Here is a 21,029-nt window from a genome sequence, read left to right on the forward strand (position 1 = left end):
TTGAGTGAATATATGTTACGGGTTAGAGTAAATATTCAATTTGAAATAAATCATAATAATATTTTTCAAATCTCCACAACAAATAGCACCAATAAATGAGAACAAGATGACGGTATATAACTTTTGCGCAGGTCCTGCCAAACTTCCTGATGAAGTAATGATCAAAGCTCAATCTGAATTTAGAGATTGGAATAATACAGGTTGTTCTGTGATGGAATTAAGTCACAGAAGCAAGGTTTATATCGAAGTCTATGATCAAGCAATTCAGTCACTGAAAACATTATTGAACATTGGTGATGATTACACAGTGTTATTCATGCATGGTGGTGGTCGAGGTCAATTTTCAGCAGTTCCGCTTAATCTCTTAACAGAGAAGAAACAAGCCCATTATGGTGTGACCGGTTCATGGTCTAAATCAGCGGTAACTGAAGCTGAAAAATTTGGGGCCATCACGGCTCGTGATTATGTAAATGTTGATACGAAAGGTCAAAAAAGTGTATTAGGTTTTGATCAATGGAAGGTAAATAACACTGTCGATTTTTTACATTACTGTCCTAATGAAACCGTTGATGGCATCGAAATATTCGAATCGCCTAAATTTGAAATACCTGTGGTTGCCGATATGTCATCGACGATCTTATCTCGCCAAATTGAACTTAATGATTACGACTTAATATACGCCGGTGCGCAAAAAAACATAGGTCCATCAGGGTTAAGTATTGTTGTTGTTAAAAAAGAACTATTAGCTCGCAGTAACGACTCAATTCCATCGGTATTAAACTACAAACTGACGGCAGAAAACGACAGTATGTTTAATACACCACCAACGTACGCTATTTATTTAGCTAAATTGGTATTTGATTGGTTATTAGAACGTGGCGGTGTAGCAGCACAAGAAGTATTAAATATAGAAAAAGCGAAATGTTTATACCAAGCCATTGATGCTTCAGATTTTTATTCAAATAATATTTCACAAAATAATCGTTCGCGTATGAATGTACCATTTTTCTTAGCCAACGATTCTTTGGATAAGTTATTTTTAGAGCAAGCTGAGAATAATGGATTGTTAGCGTTAAAAGGGCACCGAATTGTCGGTGGCATGCGTGCCAGTCTTTATAATGCAATGCCAATTGAAGGCGTTAAAACACTAGTTGAATTTATGCAGGAGTTCGAACGTACCCATGCTTAATAATAAAGAAATGGCTAATACAAATAAACACGATTCATTAACGCTCGACCATATTACCGCTTTCAGTGGTGATGTTACGGTACCTGGTTCAAAAAGCCTTTCTAATAGAGCACTTTTACTTGCTGCCCTGTGTGATTCAAAAACCACGATTCGTAATTTGTTAGACAGCGATGATATTCGCCACATGTTAAATGCGTTAACTGCGTTGGGGATCCAAACAGAATTAAATGATGATAAAACAGAATGTGTGGTGTCTGGTAATGGCGGTAAGTTTACGACGCCAAGCAGTGCTTTATTTTTAGGTAACGCAGGAACCGCAATGCGACCTCTGGCTGCGGTACTGGCATTTTCTGGCGTTTCAGTGGAATTAACCGGTGAACCGAGAATGTTCGAACGTCCAATTGGCCATTTGGTCGACGCGTTATTGCCATTAGGAGCAAACATTGAGTATTTAGGCGATACTGATTTCCCACCTTTAAAATTAACACCATTTGAACAGGTTGATTGTTCAGAAGTAAATATTGAAGGCAGTGTATCAAGTCAATTTTTATCTGCTTTGTTGATGGCAGCTCCTTTATTAGGAAGAACGATCACCATAAATATGATAGGTGAACTGGTTTCTAAACCTTACATAGATTTAACGTTAAACATCATCAAACAGTTTGGCGTAAACATTACCAACAATAACTATCAATCATTTGTTATTGAAGCGGGTCAACGTTATGTTTCGCCTGGTGATTTTATGGTAGAAGGGGATGCATCTTCTGCATCATACTTCTTAGCGGCAGGTGCACTTAGTGGCGGTCCGGTTAATGTCTATGGTGTTGGTAAACATAGTGTTCAAGGTGATATTCAATTTGCTGATGTATTAGCCAAAATGGGGGCAACGATTAATTATTATGACGATCATATCTCCGTTAGTTCTAACGGACAGCTAAATGCAGTTGATATGGATATGAATCATATTCCCGATGCTGCAATGACGATTGCAACCACGGCATTATTTGCCAAAGGTACTACAGCAATAAGAAATATTTATAATTGGCGAGTAAAAGAAACCGATAGACTTCATGCTATGGCTACCGAACTTAAAAAAGTTGGCGCGACAGTAGAAGAAGGGCATGATTATATTATTGTAACGCCTAATAAAATTAATCACGCAGCGATAGATACTTATGACGATCATCGTATTGCTATGTGTTTCTCTTTATTAGCCTTCGATAAACAAAGCGTAACCATTAATGACCCTAAAGTAACGAGTAAAACCTTCCCGGATTATTTCACACGATTCAATTCGTTAGTAAAATAATTAGTAAATAAATACCCAATATTAAATCATATTTATGCAAAAGCCTTAACTTAGGCTTTTGCAAGAGATTTAAATTCGTTCTAAATCAATTTCCTTTTATTTTAATTCGAGTATAATCCCGCCCGCAAATTCACCGTATGGAGTATTTATGGAGCAAACAATTCCGGTTATCACTATCGATGGCCCTAGTGGAGCAGGTAAAGGCACAGTATGTCGTTTATTGGCTCAAAAGTTAGGCTGGGAGATCTTAGACAGTGGTGCAATCTACCGAGTATTAGCATTAGCTTCCATCCATCATCAAATTGAACCATCAGACGAAGATAGCCTAATTCCTTTGGCTGCACATTTAGATGTTCAATTCTTATCAACCGAAACCAGCTCTAAAATTATTTTAGAGGGTGAAGAAGTTACTCAATCTATACGCAATGAAGAAGTTGGCGGTATTGCCTCTCAAATTGCGGCTTTGCCACGTGTTCGCGAGGCATTATTACGCCGTCAACGTGCCTTCCGACAGTTACCTGGTTTAATTGCTGACGGTCGAGACATGGGAACGGTTGTATTCCCAGACGCAGAAATCAAAGTATTTCTTACGGCAAGTGCCGAAGAGAGAGCGAATAGACGTTATTTAGAGTTGAAACAAAAGGGGCACGATGTTAAAATCGGCGACCTTTTGACCGAGATACAAGCTCGAGACGATAGAGATACCAACCGATCAGTAGCACCTATGGTGCCTGCAGAGGATGCAATCGAAGTTGACTCAACGAGTATTTCAGCTCAAGAAGTGTTTGAACAACTTATTGAAGTTGTTGAAGCTAAATTTGGTAAGTAGTTAGGTAACCTTTTATTTTGAAAGGTTTTTAACATAATTAACAGCCTTGTTAGCATGGATGTAACAAGTTAAAAATCAACCCATAGTCGCTGGAACGCCTCTTTGGAATTAATGAAGATAAATCATGACAGAAAATTTTGCAGCATTATTTGAAGAAAGCCTACAGGTTATAGAAACTCGTCCAGGTTCAATTGTTAAAGGTACAATCGTATCAATCGATCGTGACTTAGTATTAGTAGACGCTGGTCTTAAATCTGAATCTGCTATTCCTGCAGCTCAGTTTAAAAACCACGCAGGCGAACTAGAGGTTGCAGTGGGTGACGTTGTTGACGTTGCACTAGAATCAATCGAAGACGGTTTCGGCGAAACTATCTTATCTCGCGAAAAAGCAAAACGTTACGAGTCTTGGGTACGCCTTGAAAAAGCTTGTGAAGAACAAGAAATCGTTAAAGGTGTTATCTCTGGTAAAGTTAAAGGTGGTTTCACTGTTGAAGTTGAAGGTATCAGAGCTTTCTTACCAGGTTCTCTAGTAGATGTACGTCCTATTCGTGACACATCTCACCTAGAAGGCAAAGAATTAGAATTTAAAGTTATCAAGCTTGACCAAAAACGCAACAACGTTGTTGTTTCACGTCGCGCAGTTATCGAAACTGAAAACTCTGCAGAACGTGAAGAACTTCTTGCTAACCTTGAAGAAGGTTCAGAAGTTAAAGGTATCGTTAAGAACCTTACAGATTACGGTGCGTTCGTTGATCTTGGTGGCTTAGACGGTTTATTACACATCACTGACATGGCTTGGAAACGCGTTAAGCACCCAAGTGAAATCGTTGCAGTTGGTGACGAAATAGACGTTAAAGTACTTAAATTTGATAAAGAAAAGAACCGTGTATCTCTAGGTCTTAAGCAATTAGGTTCAGATCCTTGGGGCGACATCGCTGGTCGTTACCCAGAGTCTTCACGTCTTAAAGGTCGTGTTACTAACCTTACAGACTACGGTTGTTTTGTTGAAATCGAAGACGGTATCGAAGGTCTTGTTCACGTTTCAGAAATGGACTGGACAAACAAGAATATCCATCCTTCAAAAGTTGTTAACTTAGGTGACGAAGTTGAAGTTATGGTTCTTGAAATTGACGAAGAGCGTCGTCGTATTTCTCTAGGTCTTAAGCAATGTAAAGACAATCCTTGGGAAGTATTCGCTAAGACTCACAACAAAGGTGATCGTGTTTCTGGTAGCATCAAGTCTATCACTGACTTCGGTATCTTTATTGGTCTTGATGGCGGTATTGACGGTCTTGTTCACTTATCTGACATTTCTTGGAATGTTTCTGGTGAAGACGCTGTACGTGAATTCAAGAAAGGCGATGAAATCGAAGCTGTTGTTTTACAAGTTGACCCAGAGCGTGAGCGTATCTCTCTAGGTGTTAAACAAATGGATTCTGACCCGTTCAGTGAATACTTAGAAAACAACAAAAAAGGTACTGTAGTTAAAGGTCAAATTAAAGACGTTGACGCTAAAGGTGCTACTGTTGTTCTAGGTACAGAAGTTGAAGGTTACATCCGTGTATCTGAAATTTCAGCAGAACGCGTTGAAGACGCTTCTACAGTATTAAAAGCTGGTGAAGAAGTTGAAGCTAAGTTTGTTGGTGTTGATCGTAAGAACCGTGTAATTAGCTTATCTATTAAAGCTATCTTCGCGGCTGAAGAGAAACAAGCATTAGACAACTTGCAAAGTCAAACTCCTGAGTTTGAAAACGCAATGGCTGCAGCATTCAAAAATGCACAAAAAGACTAATAATTAATTATTAGCAAAAAAGGGAGCTTAGGCTCCCTTTTTTATTAGTTAAAATCTATCGTAACTGAAACTCACTACCACTTTCTGCAAAATATACTCAACACTTAACTTCCAAATTAACATTACTCATTAGAAATATTGAAATTGGCATAATTCATTATGGATTACGAAAAAATGAATCAGTAGCTTGTTCACTGCATATTGAGAGAACTATAAAGATAAAATTAAAGAGGAAGCGAACAGGACTGGAAATTATAATTAGCTTACTTATGCGTGAGAATCAAAACTTAACTCGTTACACCTACATCAGTTTAACCTTAAATGTTAAGTAAATAGGATGAGTGTCACCGCTTCTGATTAATTACAAAACAGGGTATACCAGATGACAAGAGGATTGAGCTTGTCACTCATTAAATAAGGTAGTTTATCTATTTAACATCATTAGCTTAACTTAAGCTTACTCATGGTGAACTTTAACCATATTAAGAACAAGACTGATGCCGTTGATAAGCCGATAACCGTACCAACCCAAAAACCTTGGGGTCCCATCGCTGGCACTATGTGGTCAGTTCTTCCTAACAAATATCCTAAGGTAAAGCCAATTGGCCAGTAGGAAATAAAAGTAATATAAAATAAAGGTTTAGTAATCTTTAAGCCTTTAAATACGCCTGCGGCCATAACTTGAATTGCATCGGGTAGTTGGTATATAGCAGTGATGACTAATATGCTGGCTGCCAGTGCAACGACTTCCGGTTTTGAGGTATAAATAAGGATGATCTGCTCACGGAAGAAAAAGGTGGTTAACATAACTAACGTACCAAAACTTACCGCCATGAAAAAACAGGTCTTGATGGAATATTTCAACTTGTCTAAATCACCAACACCTTTTAAATAACCAACTCGTATTGTTGCAGCCATCGCCAAGCTTAATGGGAACATGAAGACAACGGCACTATAACTAAATGCTACTTGATGACCAGCAACTGCGATTGAACCTAATGGGGCAATAAATAGGGCCATAAAAGCAAATAGACTGGATTCGAACAATAAAGACAGTGCAATAGGGGTACCTAATTTTGTTAACATTTTTATGCTTTCTGGATTCGGCTTCTCTGGGTGCTTAAATATTTGAAAAGGTTTTAAGTTTCGTGAAATATTAAAGTAGATTAACAAACTGATTAAACTTATCCATTGTACGATAGCCGTTGCAAGACCACAGCCTGCGCCACCTAACTCCGGCGCACCAAACTTACCAAATACAAATATATAATTAAGTGGAATATTCGCCAGAAGTGCTATGACACTGACGATTAATGCTGGTTTTGTCACTCCAATGCCTTCGCAAAAACCACGTAACGCAAAAAATAAACAGGTGGGTAATATGCCCCAAACCACATAATTTAAGTAACCAATAGACTTATCATGCAATTCGGTTTCTAAGTCTAAGTTTTCTAACGGTATATGAACAAACTGGAATAAACAAACAATAACAAGTGTGATAGCAGCAGCGATATAAGCACCTTGGAATAGAGTTGATACCATTTGTGCCTGATTGTTATTGTTTTTACTGGAACCAAACAAATGAGCGATGACAGGCGTGATTGCAATTAATAAACCTTGCGCTGAAAATATAACAGGAGACCAAATACCGGTTGCGATAGAAACAGACGCCATGTCAACATGTCCTGCTCTACTTGCCATTACCGTGTCCGTAAAAAACATTAAACTTGCCGTTATTTGGGTCAGCAATAGTGGAATGGCTAACTTTAAAATGTGTTTTACTTCGGTGAAATCAAATACTTTCATGAATAACTTTATAAAATTCAAAAACTAAATACATTATGAAGTGAATGTTGATTTGAAACCAGTTTTGCGTAAATTAATTGGTAAAACATGCCCCAGATTATCCTTTATTGAACTTAGTAGCTGCTAGAAATCAATTAATAGTACATAAACTCTAAAAATACTGATTTATAGGTTTCTATATTCAGCCCTATATGGCAAAGTCGGGGCATAAGTTAGTTGAAATTCGTTTTTCGAATTATCAAGTTTATTACTTAAAGTTAGACGTCGTATTTATCAGTTTATAATAGGTGCTTTGGTTTTTAATTATGGCTAGAAAAAACACATCTGTATTGTTTGTATGTTTGGGTAATATCTGCCGTTCTCCTACTGCACATGCTGTATTTCGACAAAAATTAAAACAAACCAAGTTAAATGTGATCTTGGATAGTGCGGGTACCGCTGGGTATCACGTTGGTGCTACGCCTGATAAACGTTCAATTAAACATGGTTTGGCAAGGAATTATGATTTTTCTGATTTATTTGCCAGAGCCGTTAATAATGACGATTTTGAATTTTATGATCATATTTTGGCCATGGATAAAGCCAATTACCAAGACTTAATGGCTAAATGCCCAAGTATTTATCAACACAAAATAAACTTGTTTCTAGACTATGCAGAAAATTATCCAGATTACGATGAAGTGCCTGACCCTTATTATGGTGGTGATCAGGGCTTTGAAATCGTTCTGGATTTAATCGAAGATGCCAGTGATGGCTTAATTAACTATCTCTCAAAATAAAAGGGTGACGCAGTGAGTATTTGGACACCGGATGGTTGGAGAAATTTCCCTATCCAACAACAACCAACTTATAAAGATCAAACATTATTATCAAACGTTGAACAGCAATTGCAAAGCTTTCCGCCTCTAGTTTTTGCTGAAGAAACGAGAGAATTACATCGTCAATTAGGTGAAGTTGCTGAAGGTCGTGGGTTTGTTTTACAAGGTGGTGACTGCGCAGAGTCGTTTGCTGATTTTAACGCGGCAAATATCAGAGATACGTTTAAAGTTATGCTGCAAATGGCTGTAGTATTGACGTTTGGCGGTAAAGTACCAGTAACTAAAATTGCACGTGTTGCAGGACAATATGCAAAACCGCGTTCAGCTGATTTAGAAACGATTGATGGTGTTTCATTACCGAGTTATCGTGGCGATAACGTTAACAGCTTTGAATTCACACCAGAAGCTCGTGAACCCGATCCTAATCGTTTGATCACGGCTTATCATCATTCAGCATCTACATTAAATTTATTACGAGCTTTCGCTCAAGGTGGGTTAGCTGATTTACACCAAGTAAACCGCTGGAACATGAGTTTTGTCGCCTCTAACCCTAATCGTGAACGTTACCAACATTTAGCGGATAGAATTAAAGAAACGTTAGAGTTTATGGAAGTCATTGGTTTAACGTCAGAAACGACACCTAGTATTAAAGAAACTCAATTATTCACCTCACATGAAGCATTGTTATTAAATTATGAACAAGCCTTAACTCGTCGTGATCACTTATCTGGCAATTGGTATGATTGCTCTGCACATATGTTATGGATTGGTGAACGTACTCGTCAATTAGATCACGCACATATGGAATTCTTTAAAGGCATTCATAATCCTGTAGGTGTTAAAGTCGGACCTAGCATGGACCCAGATGATCTGATTCGTATGATAGATGCTATTAACCCGAATAATGAAGCGGGTCGTTTAACCTTAATTACTCGAATGGGGGCTGATGTATTAGCCGAAAAGTTACCAGCTCTAGTTCGTAAGGTTGAATCTGAAGGGCGTAAGGTGGTTTGGAGTTCAGATCCAATGCACGGTAATACGATTAAAGCGTCTAATGGTTATAAAACGCGGAACTTCGATTCTGTTTTACGTGAAATCCAGCAGTTCTTTGGTGTACATAAATCGGAAGGCAGTTGGGCCGGTGGCGTTCACTTTGAAATGACAGGGCAACATGTTACTGAGTGTACTGGTGGGGCTTATGGCTTAAGTGAGGCGGATTTGTCTCAACGTTATAAAACTCAATGTGATCCAAGATTAAATGCAGATCAAGTACAAGAACTTGCTTTCTTGATCACGGATGCATTAAAAGATGCTAAAAAGTCGTAACATTCAGTTTTAGTATTAATTTAATAAGAATTAAAAAGCCAACTATCAAATAGTTGGCTTTTTTTGTAAAGTTAACTAACAAATAGATGTATTGGAAAAAGCTGTGTCTGAAACCGTTACTTTAAATCAACCAAGTATTAAGAAAACGCATCGATTACCATTTATAGATTGGTTACGAGGGATCAGTATACTGTTGATGGTGATTTACCACTTCTGTTATGACTTAGATTTGTTTGGTTATATAGTTACCACCTTTGGTAAAGGTCCTTGGATACCATTTCGTTATGTCATAGTAATAGGCTTTTTAACTTTAGTTGGTGTAAGTTTAGTCATCGTCCATCAGCGACGTGTTAATTGGAAAAGCTTAAATAAACGAACGTTACAGTTATTTATCGCGTGTATATTTGTATCAGGCTCTGGCTACTTTATCGCAGCTAATAAAATAACAATATTTGGCATATTACAATTTATATTGGTTGCGAGTTGGTTGGCATTGCCTATCATCAATAAACCTAAGTTAGCGCTAATTGTTGGTATTGCCATTTTTATAATTGGCCATAGCGTAACGTTTCCAGTCTTTAATTCTATTTGGTTGCATTGGATTGGGATGGCTGAGACGAAAAGAGCCGCACTGGATTTTGTGCCTTTGTTTCCCTGGTTAGGTGCGGTATTCGTTGGCGTGTTTTTAGGTCATTGGTTTATGTCGGAGAAAGGGCGTAAATTAGGGGCTTTTACCTTCAATAATCACCCTAATGCTGTATTGAGAAAGATTAACCAAACTATTGAAAAAATGGGACAAAATAGCTTAGTAATCTATTTAGTACACCAACCAATCATGTTTGGTGTTTTTTATGCCATTGAATATCTACATTAAGTTATTAACTTTGGTTTTAATTCTGGAAAAACCAATTAATACTTATGTCTTTCTAGTCCCATTTCAGAAATAACTTTGGCTGAAATCTCTTCAACAGAGAAGTGAGTCGTATTTATATAAGGGATCTTATTCTTCTTATACATGCGTTCTACTTCTCTTAATTCCATTCTGCATTGGCGTATTGATGCGTATTTACTGTTTGCATAACGTTCGTGTCTGATTGCAGCTAATCGAGCAGGTTCGATAGTTAAGCCAAATATTTTCTTTTTATTTTGTTTTAAATCATTTGATAACTTCAAATCATCCATGTCATCTTCGATAAATGGGTAATTCGCGGCTTTAATACCGTATTGTAATGCAAGGTATAAGCTAGTTGGCGTTTTACCACTGCGTGAAACCCCAACTAAGATCACATCTGCATCATCGTAATGTTGTGTAGTTTGTCCATCATCATTAGCCAGAGCATAATTCATGGCGCCAATTCTGTGATCATAACTTTCTTCATGAATTGAATGAGTTCTATGTAACTTAGGGGTAGGTTCAATATTTAATACTTGGGTAATCTCTTTAGTAAACGGACTCAATACATCAAAACAAATACTATCTGTTTGCTTAATTAATCTCTTAAATGCTTTTTCAACAAATGTAAAAAACACAAAAGGGCGATTGCCTGTTGTTTTATAACGAATATTTATCTGATCACACAAGTGTAATGCTTGCGCTTCAGTTTCAATAAATGGGCTAGTTATGTGCTCAATTTCAATAGGGTATTGCGATAAGGTCGCATGTCCAATGACTTCAGCTGTAATTGCTGTTCCGTCTGATATATAAAAGGCTGTGTGGGACATTATTTTCTCTTGTAGTAATAAATTAACAAAATTAATTACATTTTACCCGACCAAAAACTCGGTGTAGAATGCAGTCTCTTTGTAAGTGACCTTGTAATAATACAAAATACAGAACACTAATTTTAACGCAACTAAAATCTTGGAGACAGCCTAGTGCAAAATCAACAAACGGCCCAACAATATGTGATTTGGTATCAGCAATTAGGAATGAACGATGTAAATCAAGTTGGTGGTAAAAATGCGTCGTTAGGCGAGATGATCAGCAATTTGGCTAATGCGGGAGTAAAAGTACCGGGTGGATTTGCAACAACGTCTTATGCTTTTAATGAATTTTTAGAGCAGAGTGGATTAGAAAAACGTATTCATGATGTGTTGGACACTCTAGATGTAGAAGATGTTAATGAGCTTGCAAAAATTGGTGAGCAAATCCGCAACTGGATAATCGAAACTCCGTTTACAGACAATATAGAGCAAGCTATATCCGAATCTTACACTCAGCTTGCTGGTGAATTAGGCGAACAAGCCTCTTTTGCTGTTCGTTCATCTGCTACTGCAGAAGATATGCCTGATGCATCATTTGCCGGTCAACAAGAAACGTTTTTAAATGTTAAAGGATTAGATGCAATTAAAGTGGCAGTGAAACACGTTTATGCATCGTTATTTAATGACCGAGCCATTTCATACCGTGTACATCAAGGTTATGACCATAAAGGTGTGGCTTTATCTGCGGGCGTACAACGTATGGTACGTTCAGATTTAGCATCTTCAGGTGTTTTATTCTCAATTGATACTGAATCTGGTTTTGAAGATGTTGTATTTGTCACTTCTGCTTATGGTTTAGGTGAAATGGTCGTTCAGGGCGCAGTTAATCCAGATGAGTTTTATGTGCATAAGCCAACTTTAACAGCAAATAGACCTGCCGTTGTACGTAAAACCATGGGAAGCAAAGCAATTCAAATGACCTACTCTGAAGACCAAGGTCATGGTAAACAAGTCAAAATTGAAGATGTTGATGTGGCTAAACGTAATCAGTTCTCATTAACCGAAGATGAGGTGATGGAACTGGCTAAACAAGCAGTGATCATCGAGAAACATTATGGTCGCCCAATGGACATTGAGTGGGCTAAAGATGGCTTAGATGGTCAGTTATATATAGTACAAGCAAGACCTGAAACAGTACGTAGCAATGAAGAAACGAATGTCATAGAAACATTCCAATTACAACAACGTGGTACCGTTATCTGTGAAGGTCGAGCTATTGGTCACAAAGTAGGTTCAGGTACGGCTAAAGTCTTAAATTCAATTGCTGAAATGGACAAAATTTTACCTGGCGATGTATTAGTGACTGACATGACGGATCCTGATTGGGAACCAATTATGAAACGAGCTTCAGCTATCGTTACCAATCGAGGCGGTCGTACATGTCATGCAGCTATTATAGCGCGTGAGTTAGGTATTCCAGCCGTTGTTGGTTGTGGTAATGCAACAGAGACATTAACAACAGGTGATCAATTAACGGTATCTTGTGCTGAAGGTGATACTGGCTTTATTTATAGTGAAATTTTGCCATTTGATGTAGTGACATCCAAAGTCGATGAGATGCCTGACTTACCAATTAAAGTCATGATGAATGTTGGTAACCCAGATAGAGCCTTTGATTTTGCACGTTTACCACACGCTGGTGTTGGTTTAGCGCGACTTGAATTTATTATTAATAGAATGATAGGTGTTCATCCAAAAGCATTAATAAATTATGAAAAACAAGATGCAGACCTTAAAGAAGAAATTGATGAGTTAATTGCAGGTTATGAGTCTCCGGTTGAATTTTATATTAATAAAATCAAAGAAGGTGTTGCTACTTTAGCTTCAGCCTTCTATCCAGAAAAAGTAATCGTAAGAATGTCTGATTTTAAATCTAATGAATATGCCAATTTGGTTGGTGGTGAGCAGTACGAACCAGAAGAAGAAAACCCAATGATTGGGTATCGTGGTGCCGCACGTTATATTTCTGATGACTTCAGAGAGTGTTTTGCATTGGAATGTGAGGCGTTAAAACGCGTACGTAACGACATGGGATTCACTAACGTAGAAGTGATGATCCCATTTGTTAGAACCGTAGGTGAAGCCAAAAAAGTCAGTGAATTGTTAACTGAGCATGGTTTAAAACGTGGTGACAATGGTTTACGTGTAATTATGATGTGCGAATTGCCATCTAATGCATTGTTAGCAGATCAATTTTTGGAGTACTTTGACGGCTTTTCAATTGGGTCGAATGACTTAACTCAGCTAACGCTTGGTTTGGATAGAGATTCTGGTTTAATAGCACACTTATTCGATGAACGTGATGAAGCCATTAAGATGTTACTTTCAATGGCAATCAAAACGTGTAAAGAAAAAGGTAAGTACGTTGGCATATGTGGTCAAGGTCCATCTGATCATGAAGATTTCGCCGAATGGCTAGTTGAACAAGGCATTGATTCTGTATCGTTAAACCCTGATACAGTACTTGAAACCTGGTTATATCTAGCGGAACAACAAAAAGTTAACTAACCTATTTGAGTTGTTAGTTAACGTTTTAGGAAGCACGGTGTGAGTGAATTACATCGTGTTTTTTTCGCTTAACTGATAATGAACTGAACATTGTGAAAGTAGGAAGGGAAAATGAAATTAATCCATATGACATTTTTTGTATTTTTTACCCGACTGACAAGGGCAGTTATCATTTCTTTTTAACTTTATTATTGGAGTTTCAAATAACAGGCCTGTGTCGTATTTCAGCTTATTATTATCATTAATAAACGTCGAACGTTCATGTATTTTATGATATTCATCATTTATCAATAAATGAGCAATAAACTCAACAGTATTATCTTTAAAATCTACCACATCCAAATGTACAAACTGACATGTGGAACAGGTTTCAATTAAGTCTTGTTCAGAAAAAGTGGTTAATAATCGGTCAGAACTTGTATTAATTAAATAGCTAGTGTTGCCAATAGCAAACGCTGAATAACGCGAACGCATTAATTGTTCAAAATCAGATGCCGATTTTTCTTCTTTTACTATAGGTTCACAACAATCAGAGTAGCTATCCCCAGACTTACAATAACACAGCATAATGACAAATTTTAATGATGAACAATGGCTTGATCATGAGTGTTTTTATTAAGTAAGTAAAGTGCGGTATTTACTGATTTTGCTTTTGCGTTTAATAGAGCATATTCACTTTGGTTAATTAAACCATCCCAGATCACTAACGCTGAACAATTTTCATTTCTTAGACCTTGATATGCAGTGAAAAGTATATCTGTACAATGTTTTTTATGAACGATCAGTACTTTATCTAAATTAATATTATGATGGGTTAAAATATCTTTTTTAGGTAAATGATCAGGCGCTATTAATAGGGTCCAACCACAACAATATTCATAACGTTTAATGATTTTAATTAATTCAAAGTGAGAATTTAAATCATCTTCAGAAGGGGTGTTTAAAAGTATGGTTTCTACTAAATGTTTAGACTCTGTATTAAATATATCCATCATTATTCCTGTATTTGTTAACAGTGGTTTTATGTACAGTAGTTTATCCAGTAGTAAAACACAACACTTTTTTTACAGCTTAATTAATATTAAAATTGCATATTTGCTATACTAAGAATATGTTTATATTAATAATTTAGGTTGGAGCACGTTTAACCAATGAGCAAATTTAATAAATGGATGTTCGTTTTGTTCATTTTATTCCCAATCTTGTTGTTCCTGTTTGGGATAGGAAACTCTTTTACTGACATCAGTAAACTTGCACTAAGTGAAGATGATATCAGCATAGACATCAGGCATAAGTTCTTCACAGATAAAACTAACCAATTATCCCTAAATGATGTTGTCGATAAATTAGATGACTTTGACGAATTACCATTAAACAAAGCAAAGGTGAGTTTTGGTGAAATAGGATTTTGGTATCAAATTGATATAAAAAATGTGTTAAATCATTCTAGAGAATTAATTGTATTCTTAGATAACTCTATGATTGATATTATTAATGTTCATCAATTAAAAGAGGGGGAATACAAGTTAGTAAGGTCTTTAGGTGACAGTAATCTAGACAATATAATTTTAGATATAGCACTTCCCAATTTTAATGTTGAATTAGAGGCCGGGCAACAAACTTCGTTTTTAATTTACACAACAACAACGGGTGCAGCTAATGTACCTATTTCTATATATGACAGTGAAAACTTTTATCGATATAAAGATGCCGTTTACCTTTTATGGGGGGCATTTATTGGTATTGTTGCTGTGATGTCAGTGTATAACTTAATTTTATTTATTGGCACTAGAGAAAAGTTGTATCTTCTTTATATCGGTTATATCGCTATATTTTTAATCGAACTGGCTACCGTTCATGGCTATGGTGTCTACATCATGTCACTGCCATTATTCGACTTTTTCTCCAAAAATATTATCTCCATTAACTACCTTTTAGGTTACTTTACTTTGATGTTTGCTTCTCATTATTTGAAGTTTAATGAAGAACCAGAGCGAAAGGTCACACGTTATGTCAACTATCTTAGTTATTCATACCTAGTACTCTCTGTGATATCAGTATTTGTTGTGGAATATATAGCTGCACAAATATTTTTCAGTTTACAGATATTACTCTATGGTTTAGCTGTAACTATGATGTATACAAGATTAAAAGAAGGGGTTAAATGGGCCAATTTTTATATTTTTTCTTGGCTTCCGCTTCTTGTCGGAACGGCAGTAGGCCCTTTATTATTAACTGGAAATCTTGAATACAGTTTTTGGTCTCGACATGCGCTTTTGCTGGGCGTTGTTTTTGAAATAACCTTTATGGCTATGGCATTAGCTCATAGGTTAAGAACCAGTGAAAATGATAGATTGTATCAAGCATCACACGATCACTTATTTGGTTTTGCTAATAGTAATTCACTAGAAGTAGCCGTTAAAGGATTAACTGAGAAATCAAATGAGCCTTCTTTTTCAATAATGATCGTATCTATTTCAAAATATGAATCGATAGTGCCTTATTTACCTAAAGAAAGCTTAAAATCAATTGTTTATCAATTTGTCAGTGATGTTGAAACTGAATTAAGCAATGAACTGTTATTAATCGACATAGATAAAGACTCTCAGTATATGAAAATGGCAATGATCCGTGAAGGTGTCTTTGCATTTTTAGTATCAAGTAATGATGAACATTTACTTAATAATGTTATGAGTCAGTTTGCCGCTCAACAACCAATTACCTACAACAGTGGTGAATTGTCGTTGAATATTAAATGTTTAATAGGGGCTTCTACTTATACCAGTAGAATTAATAATACCAATGAGCTTGTTAATAAAGCGCAGCAAGCTATCGAATTAGCCATTGGAAATGGTAATTTGCACGGTATTTATAATGATCATGTAAATAATAATGATCAAAGAAAAGTTATGCTAGCGTCAGATTTACAAACGGCGATTGAAGCGGGGTCATTGCAGCTTTACCATCAACCTCAGACTTCTACTTCAACAGGTATGGTTGTCGGCAGTGAAGTGCTATTACGTTGGAGTCATCCTAATTATGGCTTCATTCCTCCTGATGAGTTTGTAAGAATTGCAGAAGACACAGGGATCATTAATAAGCTAAGCGAATGGGTATTTAATAAAAGTTGTGAGCACCTAGTTGAGCTGATGAAGTTAGGTATCGACAATCATATTGTATCGGTCAATATGTCGGTTCATGACGTAATGCATAATGGCTTTATCTCTTATTTAATAAGAACCATAGAAAGGTATCAATTACGCGCTGATATGTTTGTATTAGAACTGACGGAAACGGTGTCAGTGACAGATACAAAAAAATTCACACGTAACATGCTTGAATTAAAAGACATAGGTTTTTGCCTAGCCATTGACGACTTTGGCACCGGTTACTCTTCGTTAACGTATGTCAGTAAACATCCTTTTGACAAACTAAAAATAGATAGAGAATTCATTAAGAATTTAGATCAATCGGACAAAGATTTTACGATTGTGTCCGCAACTATAAAAATGGCTAAAAGTCTTGGGTTAGAAGTGGTCGCTGAAGGGGTTGAAGATCAGAAGACATTGACTCTGTTAAAGTCGTTGAACTGTGAATGGGCCCAAGGTTACCATATTTCCAAACCTTTGCCATTTGAAGCATATGTTGAATGGTTGGATGAGGAATCCATCAAGAACAGTTTCAGTTGAGTTTTTTAAAGGGAAGACGACTCATAACAGAGCCGTGTGTTTTATATGTTATTAGTTTAGCTTAGTGACAAATCCGTTTATATCATTTACTTTCAGTTGTGCCAATTCAGTTTCTGCATTGGCTTTTTGTTGAAATTTACCCGTATATAATTTCATCAATTCACCGGATTGTTTTATAAACGTTTGTTTATCTAAACTTTGTAATTTAGTGATGATTGGGTCAGCTGAACTTAATGTACTAAAACTACCTAATTGAACGGCGTAAAAGCTACCCATACTCACAAATTTAGTGGTTGTTTGTTTAACTGGGGTATTGACGATAAATCCATCCACTCCCATTCCCTTCAGTTTTCTTAACGATACAGACGCAGATGATTTAGTTTCAAATCCTTGATAATAGATTTTTATTAAGCCGTTTATTTCCCTAGTATATGTCTGAACTTCTGCAATATTATTTTGTTTTAGATATAGATTTACGGAATCTATGTTCTTAAATACACCAATCTGAATAGTAAAGGGCATATCTTCAAATGTATCTTGTACAAGCATGCTACTTTCTTCAGGCGCTAGTTCTTCAACTTGACTATTGATTAAAGTATCGTCAATTACACCAGTTACAGAGCTGGCTAATATACTCGGCGCAGTGGTGATAGGAAGTGTGTCCTCAATTAACGGTGAATCGGTTTTAACATCACTGGTTAAATCGGTATCAAGGGTTGTACTTACCGTTTGTATTGGCTCAGCACTTTCATTTTTAAAAGTGGATACAGGAGCTCGATGACTTGGAGTGTATTTAAACCCTAAACCTACAGCGCTAGAATCGGTTAACACATTTGAACCAAAATCATAACTTCCTTCAAGTACAATACTAAATGAATCTGATACATCATATGAAAATGTCAGGTTGCTATAACCTTGTGTGGTACCTGAGTCTAAGGAAATTTGTTTAACCTCTAAAGCATTTACGGCCAACCCAATGCTTGGAGTAATACTAAAGTCATTGGTCAATTCAAATTTATATCCTGTTGACCAACGTAAATTAGTAAAGTCATGTTTAAAATCAACATTACTTAACTTATAACTTAAGTCGGATAAATGATCTATGCCTACATTTATTATGAAACCACTTTCTGTACTAGGTTTATAACCCAGCTCCATTTTAACGCCTGAACTTGAGAAGTGATCAGAATATAATCCAGTAAGTTGAAAACTAAAGGGGCTTTTTATTAATTCAGTGACTTCCATATCATCATTTTTTGCACAAATAGCAGACGTTGAAAATAATAGGGGGAAGTTAATAGAGTAATATAAATTTTTTTAATTTAGCCATGTTATCCCTTAGCAAAAATACCTGTTAAAACCATACCGCAACAATACAGTGAAACAATTAACCAATTTAGTGTAAATGTTTTTGCACCGCTTTAATAGTGAGATATATCAATAACCAGTCAAGTTTTGCGTCAAAATTGTATTTATATAATTTGAAAGAAATCGATTAATTTAATAATAGCAACTTATCAACTGGTAAGACCTCATTGTTTTGCAATATTATTGTCAAGTTATTGATTACACTACAGGAATAACGAACAAACATAAAAATCTTTCTAACGCTTATTCTTTAAGGTTTTGACGTATTTTGAACAAGTGGTCAAATAGAGTAATTAGTATGTATATAATCAATAGTTTTTATTTTAAACAAAATATAATTAGAAACTAACCCAAATGATCCCTTTACCTAAGTAAAAATATAGGCTAGATTTTTACCACTTTATATATTTAGAGGCGTATTTTTGAACCTAGATATTAAGATTTTTATATGATGTACGTATTTTAACTTTTCTTTAGTTGACGAATCATACATTTGACTCATTGATTGTCCGATGACTTTTTTGCTCAATTTTAAGATTAGTAGTGAATTTAGTTGTCAAATCATAATGAATATATTTTAAACATATAAGCTTTAAGTTAACGGAGTAATCATGAGTAAAAGTAAAGGGGGATCAGTCGCCCCGAAAGAACGTGTTAATATTTCCTATAAACCGGCCGTTGGGGATGCAACTGCTTCCATTGAATTACCAATGAAAGTCTTAGTATTAGGTGATTTTACGACTAAACCAGACGACCGAATTATGGAAGACAGAGACATCATCAATGTGAACAAAAATAACTTTGATGAAGTGATGTCCTCAATGGACCTAAGTGCTGAATTCACGGTACCTAATCATCTCACTGACGATGCTGAAGAATTTGAAATAAAACTTAATCCTAAAAACCTCAAAGACCTATCCCCAGATCAATTAGTAAATAGCATTCCTGAATTAAAGAAAGTTATTGAATTACGTACAGCATTAAAAGCATTAAAAGGACCGTTAGGAAATGTACCTAGTATGCGTAAGAGCATACAGTCAATGATTTCTGACGAATCTATTAGAGGTCGATTAATTCAAGAAATTAATCCAGACGCATAAATCTAGATTTCACTCTAAAGGTATAGATATGGTAACCACAAAAGAAGAAGTTATAGAAGGGACGTTGGTTGATGAAATCTTAGGTTTCACAAAAATTTCCCAAAGTGACGAAAGCTATCCTGTTGTAAAACAAGGCGTAGAAGTATTATTAAAAGAAGTTTTAGACCGTGATCAAGCAACAGTTAGAGTTGACAAGTCGTTTGTTGACCAGTTGATTGAAGAATTAGATCTTCGTCTAAGTGCTCAAATGGATGCGATTTTACACAATGAAACATTCCAAGAGTTAGAAAAACCTTGGGCAAGTTTAAATTTCCTCGTTAACCGCACTGATTTCTCTCAAAATATTAAAGTTCAAATCCTTAACGCTACAAAAGATGATTTAGCTGAAGATTTTGAAGATGCGCCAGAAATAACACAAACGGGTTTATATCGACGTGTATATACCGATGAATATGGACAATTTGGTGGTGAACCATTTGGTGTAATCATTGGTGATTATTCGTTTAATCAAAAAGGCACAGATATCGACTTGCTTAAAAATTTAAGCGCAGTTTCGGCGATGACTCACGCTCCGTTTATTGCATCAGCGAGTAATGAATTTTTTGGTATTGACGATTACAGTGAATTACCTTCTCTTAAAGAATTGGAATCCATCTTTGATGGTGCACCTTATACCAAATGGCGCTCATTTAGAGAAACTGACGATGCTCGATATGTTGGATTAACGCTACCTAAATTTATGTTACGTCCAACGTATGGTGAAGATGCGATAGTTCGTAACTTTAACTATAAAGAGACAATTACCGAAAAAGGTGATTACTTATGGGGTAACGCAGCATATGCGTATGCGAGTCGTTTAGTGGCTAGTTTTGCTGAATTTAGATGGTGTCCTAATATTATAGGTCCACAATCTGGTGGTGCAGTTGAAGACTTAGCTATCGACGTAGTTGATGTTGATGGGTCTGATGAAATACGCGGTCCTGTTGAAGTCGTTATTTCAGATCGTAAAGAATATGAATTAGCCGAGTTAGGTTTTATTCCACTGACACTTCGTAAAGGTGGAGATCATGCCGTATTTTTCTCATCCAATGCTGTTCAAAAAGCGATTAAGTTTGGTAATGATGAAGAAGGTCAATTAGCTGAATTAAATTATAAACTTGGTACTCAGTTACCTTATTTATTTATTGTTTGCCGTTTAGCTCATTATATAAAAGTTTTACAACGCGAAAATTTAGGCAGTTGGAAAACAAGAGCTGACTTACAAACAGAACTTAACAAATGGTTACGCCGTTATGTGGCTGACCAAGAGAATCCATCACCGGCAACAAGAAGTGCCAGACCGTTAAGAAATGCAGAACTAACGGTGTCTGAAGTTAAAGGTGAGGCTGGTTGGTACACAGTTTCTTTAAGTGTGACTCCACACTTTAAATTCATGGGTGCTAATTTTACACTTTCACTTAGTGGAATGCTGGATCGCAATTAATACTAATGCCTAGTGAATGCTAGGCATTATTAATTAAAGTACATTTAA

16 protein-coding genes are annotated in these 21,029 nt (G+C 36.2%); 11 read left to right on the forward strand and 5 right to left on the reverse strand.

Features of this window, described 5'->3' with window-relative positions; translation table 11 throughout:
- The first annotated feature begins 106 nt into the window (after positions 1-106).
- The 4 genes from serC to rpsA all read left to right on the forward strand — a co-directional run bounded on the left by serC (position 107) and on the right by rpsA (position 5,119).
- The gene (serC, locus tag RT723_RS01235) at positions 107-1,189 is read left to right on the forward strand and encodes a 3-phosphoserine/phosphohydroxythreonine transaminase (protein ID WP_315945564.1); all 1,083 of its coding nucleotides are present in this window, start codon (positions 107-109) and stop codon (positions 1,187-1,189) included.
- Positions 1,182-2,498, forward strand: coding sequence for a 3-phosphoshikimate 1-carboxyvinyltransferase (aroA, locus tag RT723_RS01240; protein ID WP_252731777.1), 1,317 nt, complete (start codon positions 1,182-1,184; stop codon positions 2,496-2,498). Before serC ends, aroA begins: the two co-directional genes overlap by 8 nt.
- A 148-nt stretch (positions 2,499-2,646) precedes the next feature.
- Positions 2,647-3,327, forward strand: a complete 681-nt coding sequence (cmk, locus tag RT723_RS01245; RefSeq protein WP_315945565.1) for a (d)CMP kinase — start codon at positions 2,647-2,649, stop codon at positions 3,325-3,327.
- Between the two features lie 124 nt (positions 3,328-3,451).
- Positions 3,452-5,119 (forward strand): 30S ribosomal protein S1, encoded by a 1,668-nt coding sequence (gene rpsA / locus RT723_RS01250; protein ID WP_216055676.1) that lies wholly within the window; start codon positions 3,452-3,454, stop codon positions 5,117-5,119.
- A 441-nt stretch (positions 5,120-5,560) separates the two neighbouring features.
- Here rpsA and RT723_RS01255 read toward each other — a convergent pair whose 3' ends face one another.
- Positions 5,561-6,925 (reverse strand): MATE family efflux transporter, encoded by a 1,365-nt coding sequence (locus RT723_RS01255; RefSeq protein ID WP_315945566.1) that lies wholly within the window; start codon positions 6,923-6,925, stop codon positions 5,561-5,563.
- Between the two features lie 305 nt (positions 6,926-7,230).
- Here RT723_RS01255 and RT723_RS01260 point away from each other — a divergent pair, with 305 nt between their 5' ends.
- The 3 genes from RT723_RS01260 to RT723_RS01270 all read left to right on the forward strand — a co-directional run bounded on the left by RT723_RS01260 (position 7,231) and on the right by RT723_RS01270 (position 9,943).
- Positions 7,231-7,704 (forward strand): low molecular weight protein-tyrosine-phosphatase, encoded by a 474-nt coding sequence (locus tag RT723_RS01260; protein WP_315945567.1) that lies wholly within the window; start codon positions 7,231-7,233, stop codon positions 7,702-7,704.
- A 12-nt stretch (positions 7,705-7,716) separates the two neighbouring features.
- Positions 7,717-9,069, forward strand: coding sequence for a class II 3-deoxy-7-phosphoheptulonate synthase (locus tag RT723_RS01265; protein WP_216055679.1), 1,353 nt, complete (start codon positions 7,717-7,719; stop codon positions 9,067-9,069).
- A 103-nt stretch (positions 9,070-9,172) separates the two neighbouring features.
- A complete protein-coding gene (locus RT723_RS01270) occupies positions 9,173-9,943 on the forward strand; it encodes a heparan-alpha-glucosaminide N-acetyltransferase (RefSeq protein ID WP_315945568.1) in 771 nt (256 codons plus the stop codon).
- Between the two features lie 35 nt (positions 9,944-9,978).
- Here RT723_RS01270 and ppsR read toward each other — a convergent pair whose 3' ends face one another.
- The gene (gene ppsR, locus RT723_RS01275; protein WP_315945569.1) at positions 9,979-10,791 is read right to left on the reverse strand and encodes a posphoenolpyruvate synthetase regulatory kinase/phosphorylase PpsR; all 813 of its coding nucleotides are present in this window, start codon (positions 10,789-10,791) and stop codon (positions 9,979-9,981) included.
- Between the two features lie 153 nt (positions 10,792-10,944).
- Between ppsR and ppsA the strand changes: the two genes are divergently transcribed.
- Entirely contained in the window at positions 10,945-13,341 is a 2,397-nt protein-coding gene (ppsA, locus tag RT723_RS01280) for a phosphoenolpyruvate synthase (protein ID WP_315945570.1), read from the forward strand.
- A gap of 117 nt (positions 13,342-13,458) precedes the next feature.
- Here the strand turns inward: ppsA and RT723_RS01285 are convergent, their stop codons facing one another.
- Complete coding sequence (locus RT723_RS01285; protein ID WP_315945571.1) at positions 13,459-13,908, reverse strand: YchJ family protein; 450 nt, start codon at positions 13,906-13,908, stop codon at positions 13,459-13,461.
- A gap of 11 nt (positions 13,909-13,919) precedes the next feature.
- Entirely contained in the window at positions 13,920-14,333 is a 414-nt protein-coding gene (locus tag RT723_RS01290; protein ID WP_315945572.1) for a hypothetical protein, read from the reverse strand.
- Positions 14,334-14,492: 159 nt separating this feature from the next.
- On the opposite strand from RT723_RS01290, the gene RT723_RS01295 reads away from it, so the two are divergent.
- A complete protein-coding gene (locus RT723_RS01295; RefSeq protein WP_315945573.1) occupies positions 14,493-17,030 on the forward strand; it encodes an EAL domain-containing protein in 2,538 nt (845 codons plus the stop codon).
- Positions 17,031-17,081: 51 nt separating this feature from the next.
- Here the strand turns inward: RT723_RS01295 and RT723_RS01300 are convergent, their stop codons facing one another.
- Positions 17,082-18,275, reverse strand: a complete 1,194-nt coding sequence (locus RT723_RS01300) for an SPOR domain-containing protein (RefSeq protein ID WP_315945574.1) — start codon at positions 18,273-18,275, stop codon at positions 17,082-17,084.
- Between the two features lie 734 nt (positions 18,276-19,009).
- Between RT723_RS01300 and tssB the strand changes: the two genes are divergently transcribed.
- Together tssB and tssC are read left to right on the forward strand one after the other, a co-directional pair.
- On the forward strand, positions 19,010-19,498 hold the full coding sequence (tssB, locus tag RT723_RS01305) for a type VI secretion system contractile sheath small subunit (RefSeq protein ID WP_216055686.1): 489 nt from the start codon (positions 19,010-19,012) through the stop codon (positions 19,496-19,498).
- A 28-nt stretch (positions 19,499-19,526) separates the two neighbouring features.
- Positions 19,527-20,981: a type VI secretion system contractile sheath large subunit gene (gene tssC / locus RT723_RS01310; protein WP_216055687.1), complete on the forward strand. Its 1,455-nt coding sequence runs from the start codon at positions 19,527-19,529 to the stop codon at positions 20,979-20,981.
- Positions 20,982-21,029 lie beyond the last annotated feature (48 nt).

The organism is Psychrosphaera aquimarina, from assembly GCF_032461525.1.
In the GTDB taxonomy this organism is placed as follows: domain Bacteria; phylum Pseudomonadota; class Gammaproteobacteria; order Enterobacterales; family Alteromonadaceae; genus Psychrosphaera; species Psychrosphaera aquimarina.

Coding starts and splice junctions, on each gene's coding strand:
- serC (WP_315945564.1), top strand. CDS start 107: ATGACGGTATATAACTTTTGCGCAGGTCCTGCCAAACTTCCTGATGAA.
- aroA (WP_252731777.1), top strand. CDS start 1,182: ATGCTTAATAATAAAGAAATGGCTAATACAAATAAACACGATTCATTA.
- cmk (WP_315945565.1), top strand. CDS start 2,647: ATGGAGCAAACAATTCCGGTTATCACTATCGATGGCCCTAGTGGAGCA.
- rpsA (WP_216055676.1), top strand. CDS start 3,452: ATGACAGAAAATTTTGCAGCATTATTTGAAGAAAGCCTACAGGTTATA.
- RT723_RS01255 (WP_315945566.1), bottom strand. CDS start 6,925: ATGAAAGTATTTGATTTCACCGAAGTAAAACACATTTTAAAGTTAGCC.
- RT723_RS01260 (WP_315945567.1), top strand. CDS start 7,231: ATGGCTAGAAAAAACACATCTGTATTGTTTGTATGTTTGGGTAATATC.
- ppsR (WP_315945569.1), bottom strand. CDS start 10,791: ATGTCCCACACAGCCTTTTATATATCAGACGGAACAGCAATTACAGCT.
- RT723_RS01285 (WP_315945571.1), bottom strand. CDS start 13,908: ATGCTGTGTTATTGTAAGTCTGGGGATAGCTACTCTGATTGTTGTGAA.
- RT723_RS01290 (WP_315945572.1), bottom strand. CDS start 14,333: ATGGATATATTTAATACAGAGTCTAAACATTTAGTAGAAACCATACTT.
- RT723_RS01295 (WP_315945573.1), top strand. CDS start 14,493: ATGAGCAAATTTAATAAATGGATGTTCGTTTTGTTCATTTTATTCCCA.
- RT723_RS01300 (WP_315945574.1), bottom strand. CDS start 18,275: ATGGAAGTCACTGAATTAATAAAAAGCCCCTTTAGTTTTCAACTTACT.
- tssB (WP_216055686.1), top strand. CDS start 19,010: ATGAGTAAAAGTAAAGGGGGATCAGTCGCCCCGAAAGAACGTGTTAAT.
- tssC (WP_216055687.1), top strand. CDS start 19,527: ATGGTAACCACAAAAGAAGAAGTTATAGAAGGGACGTTGGTTGATGAA.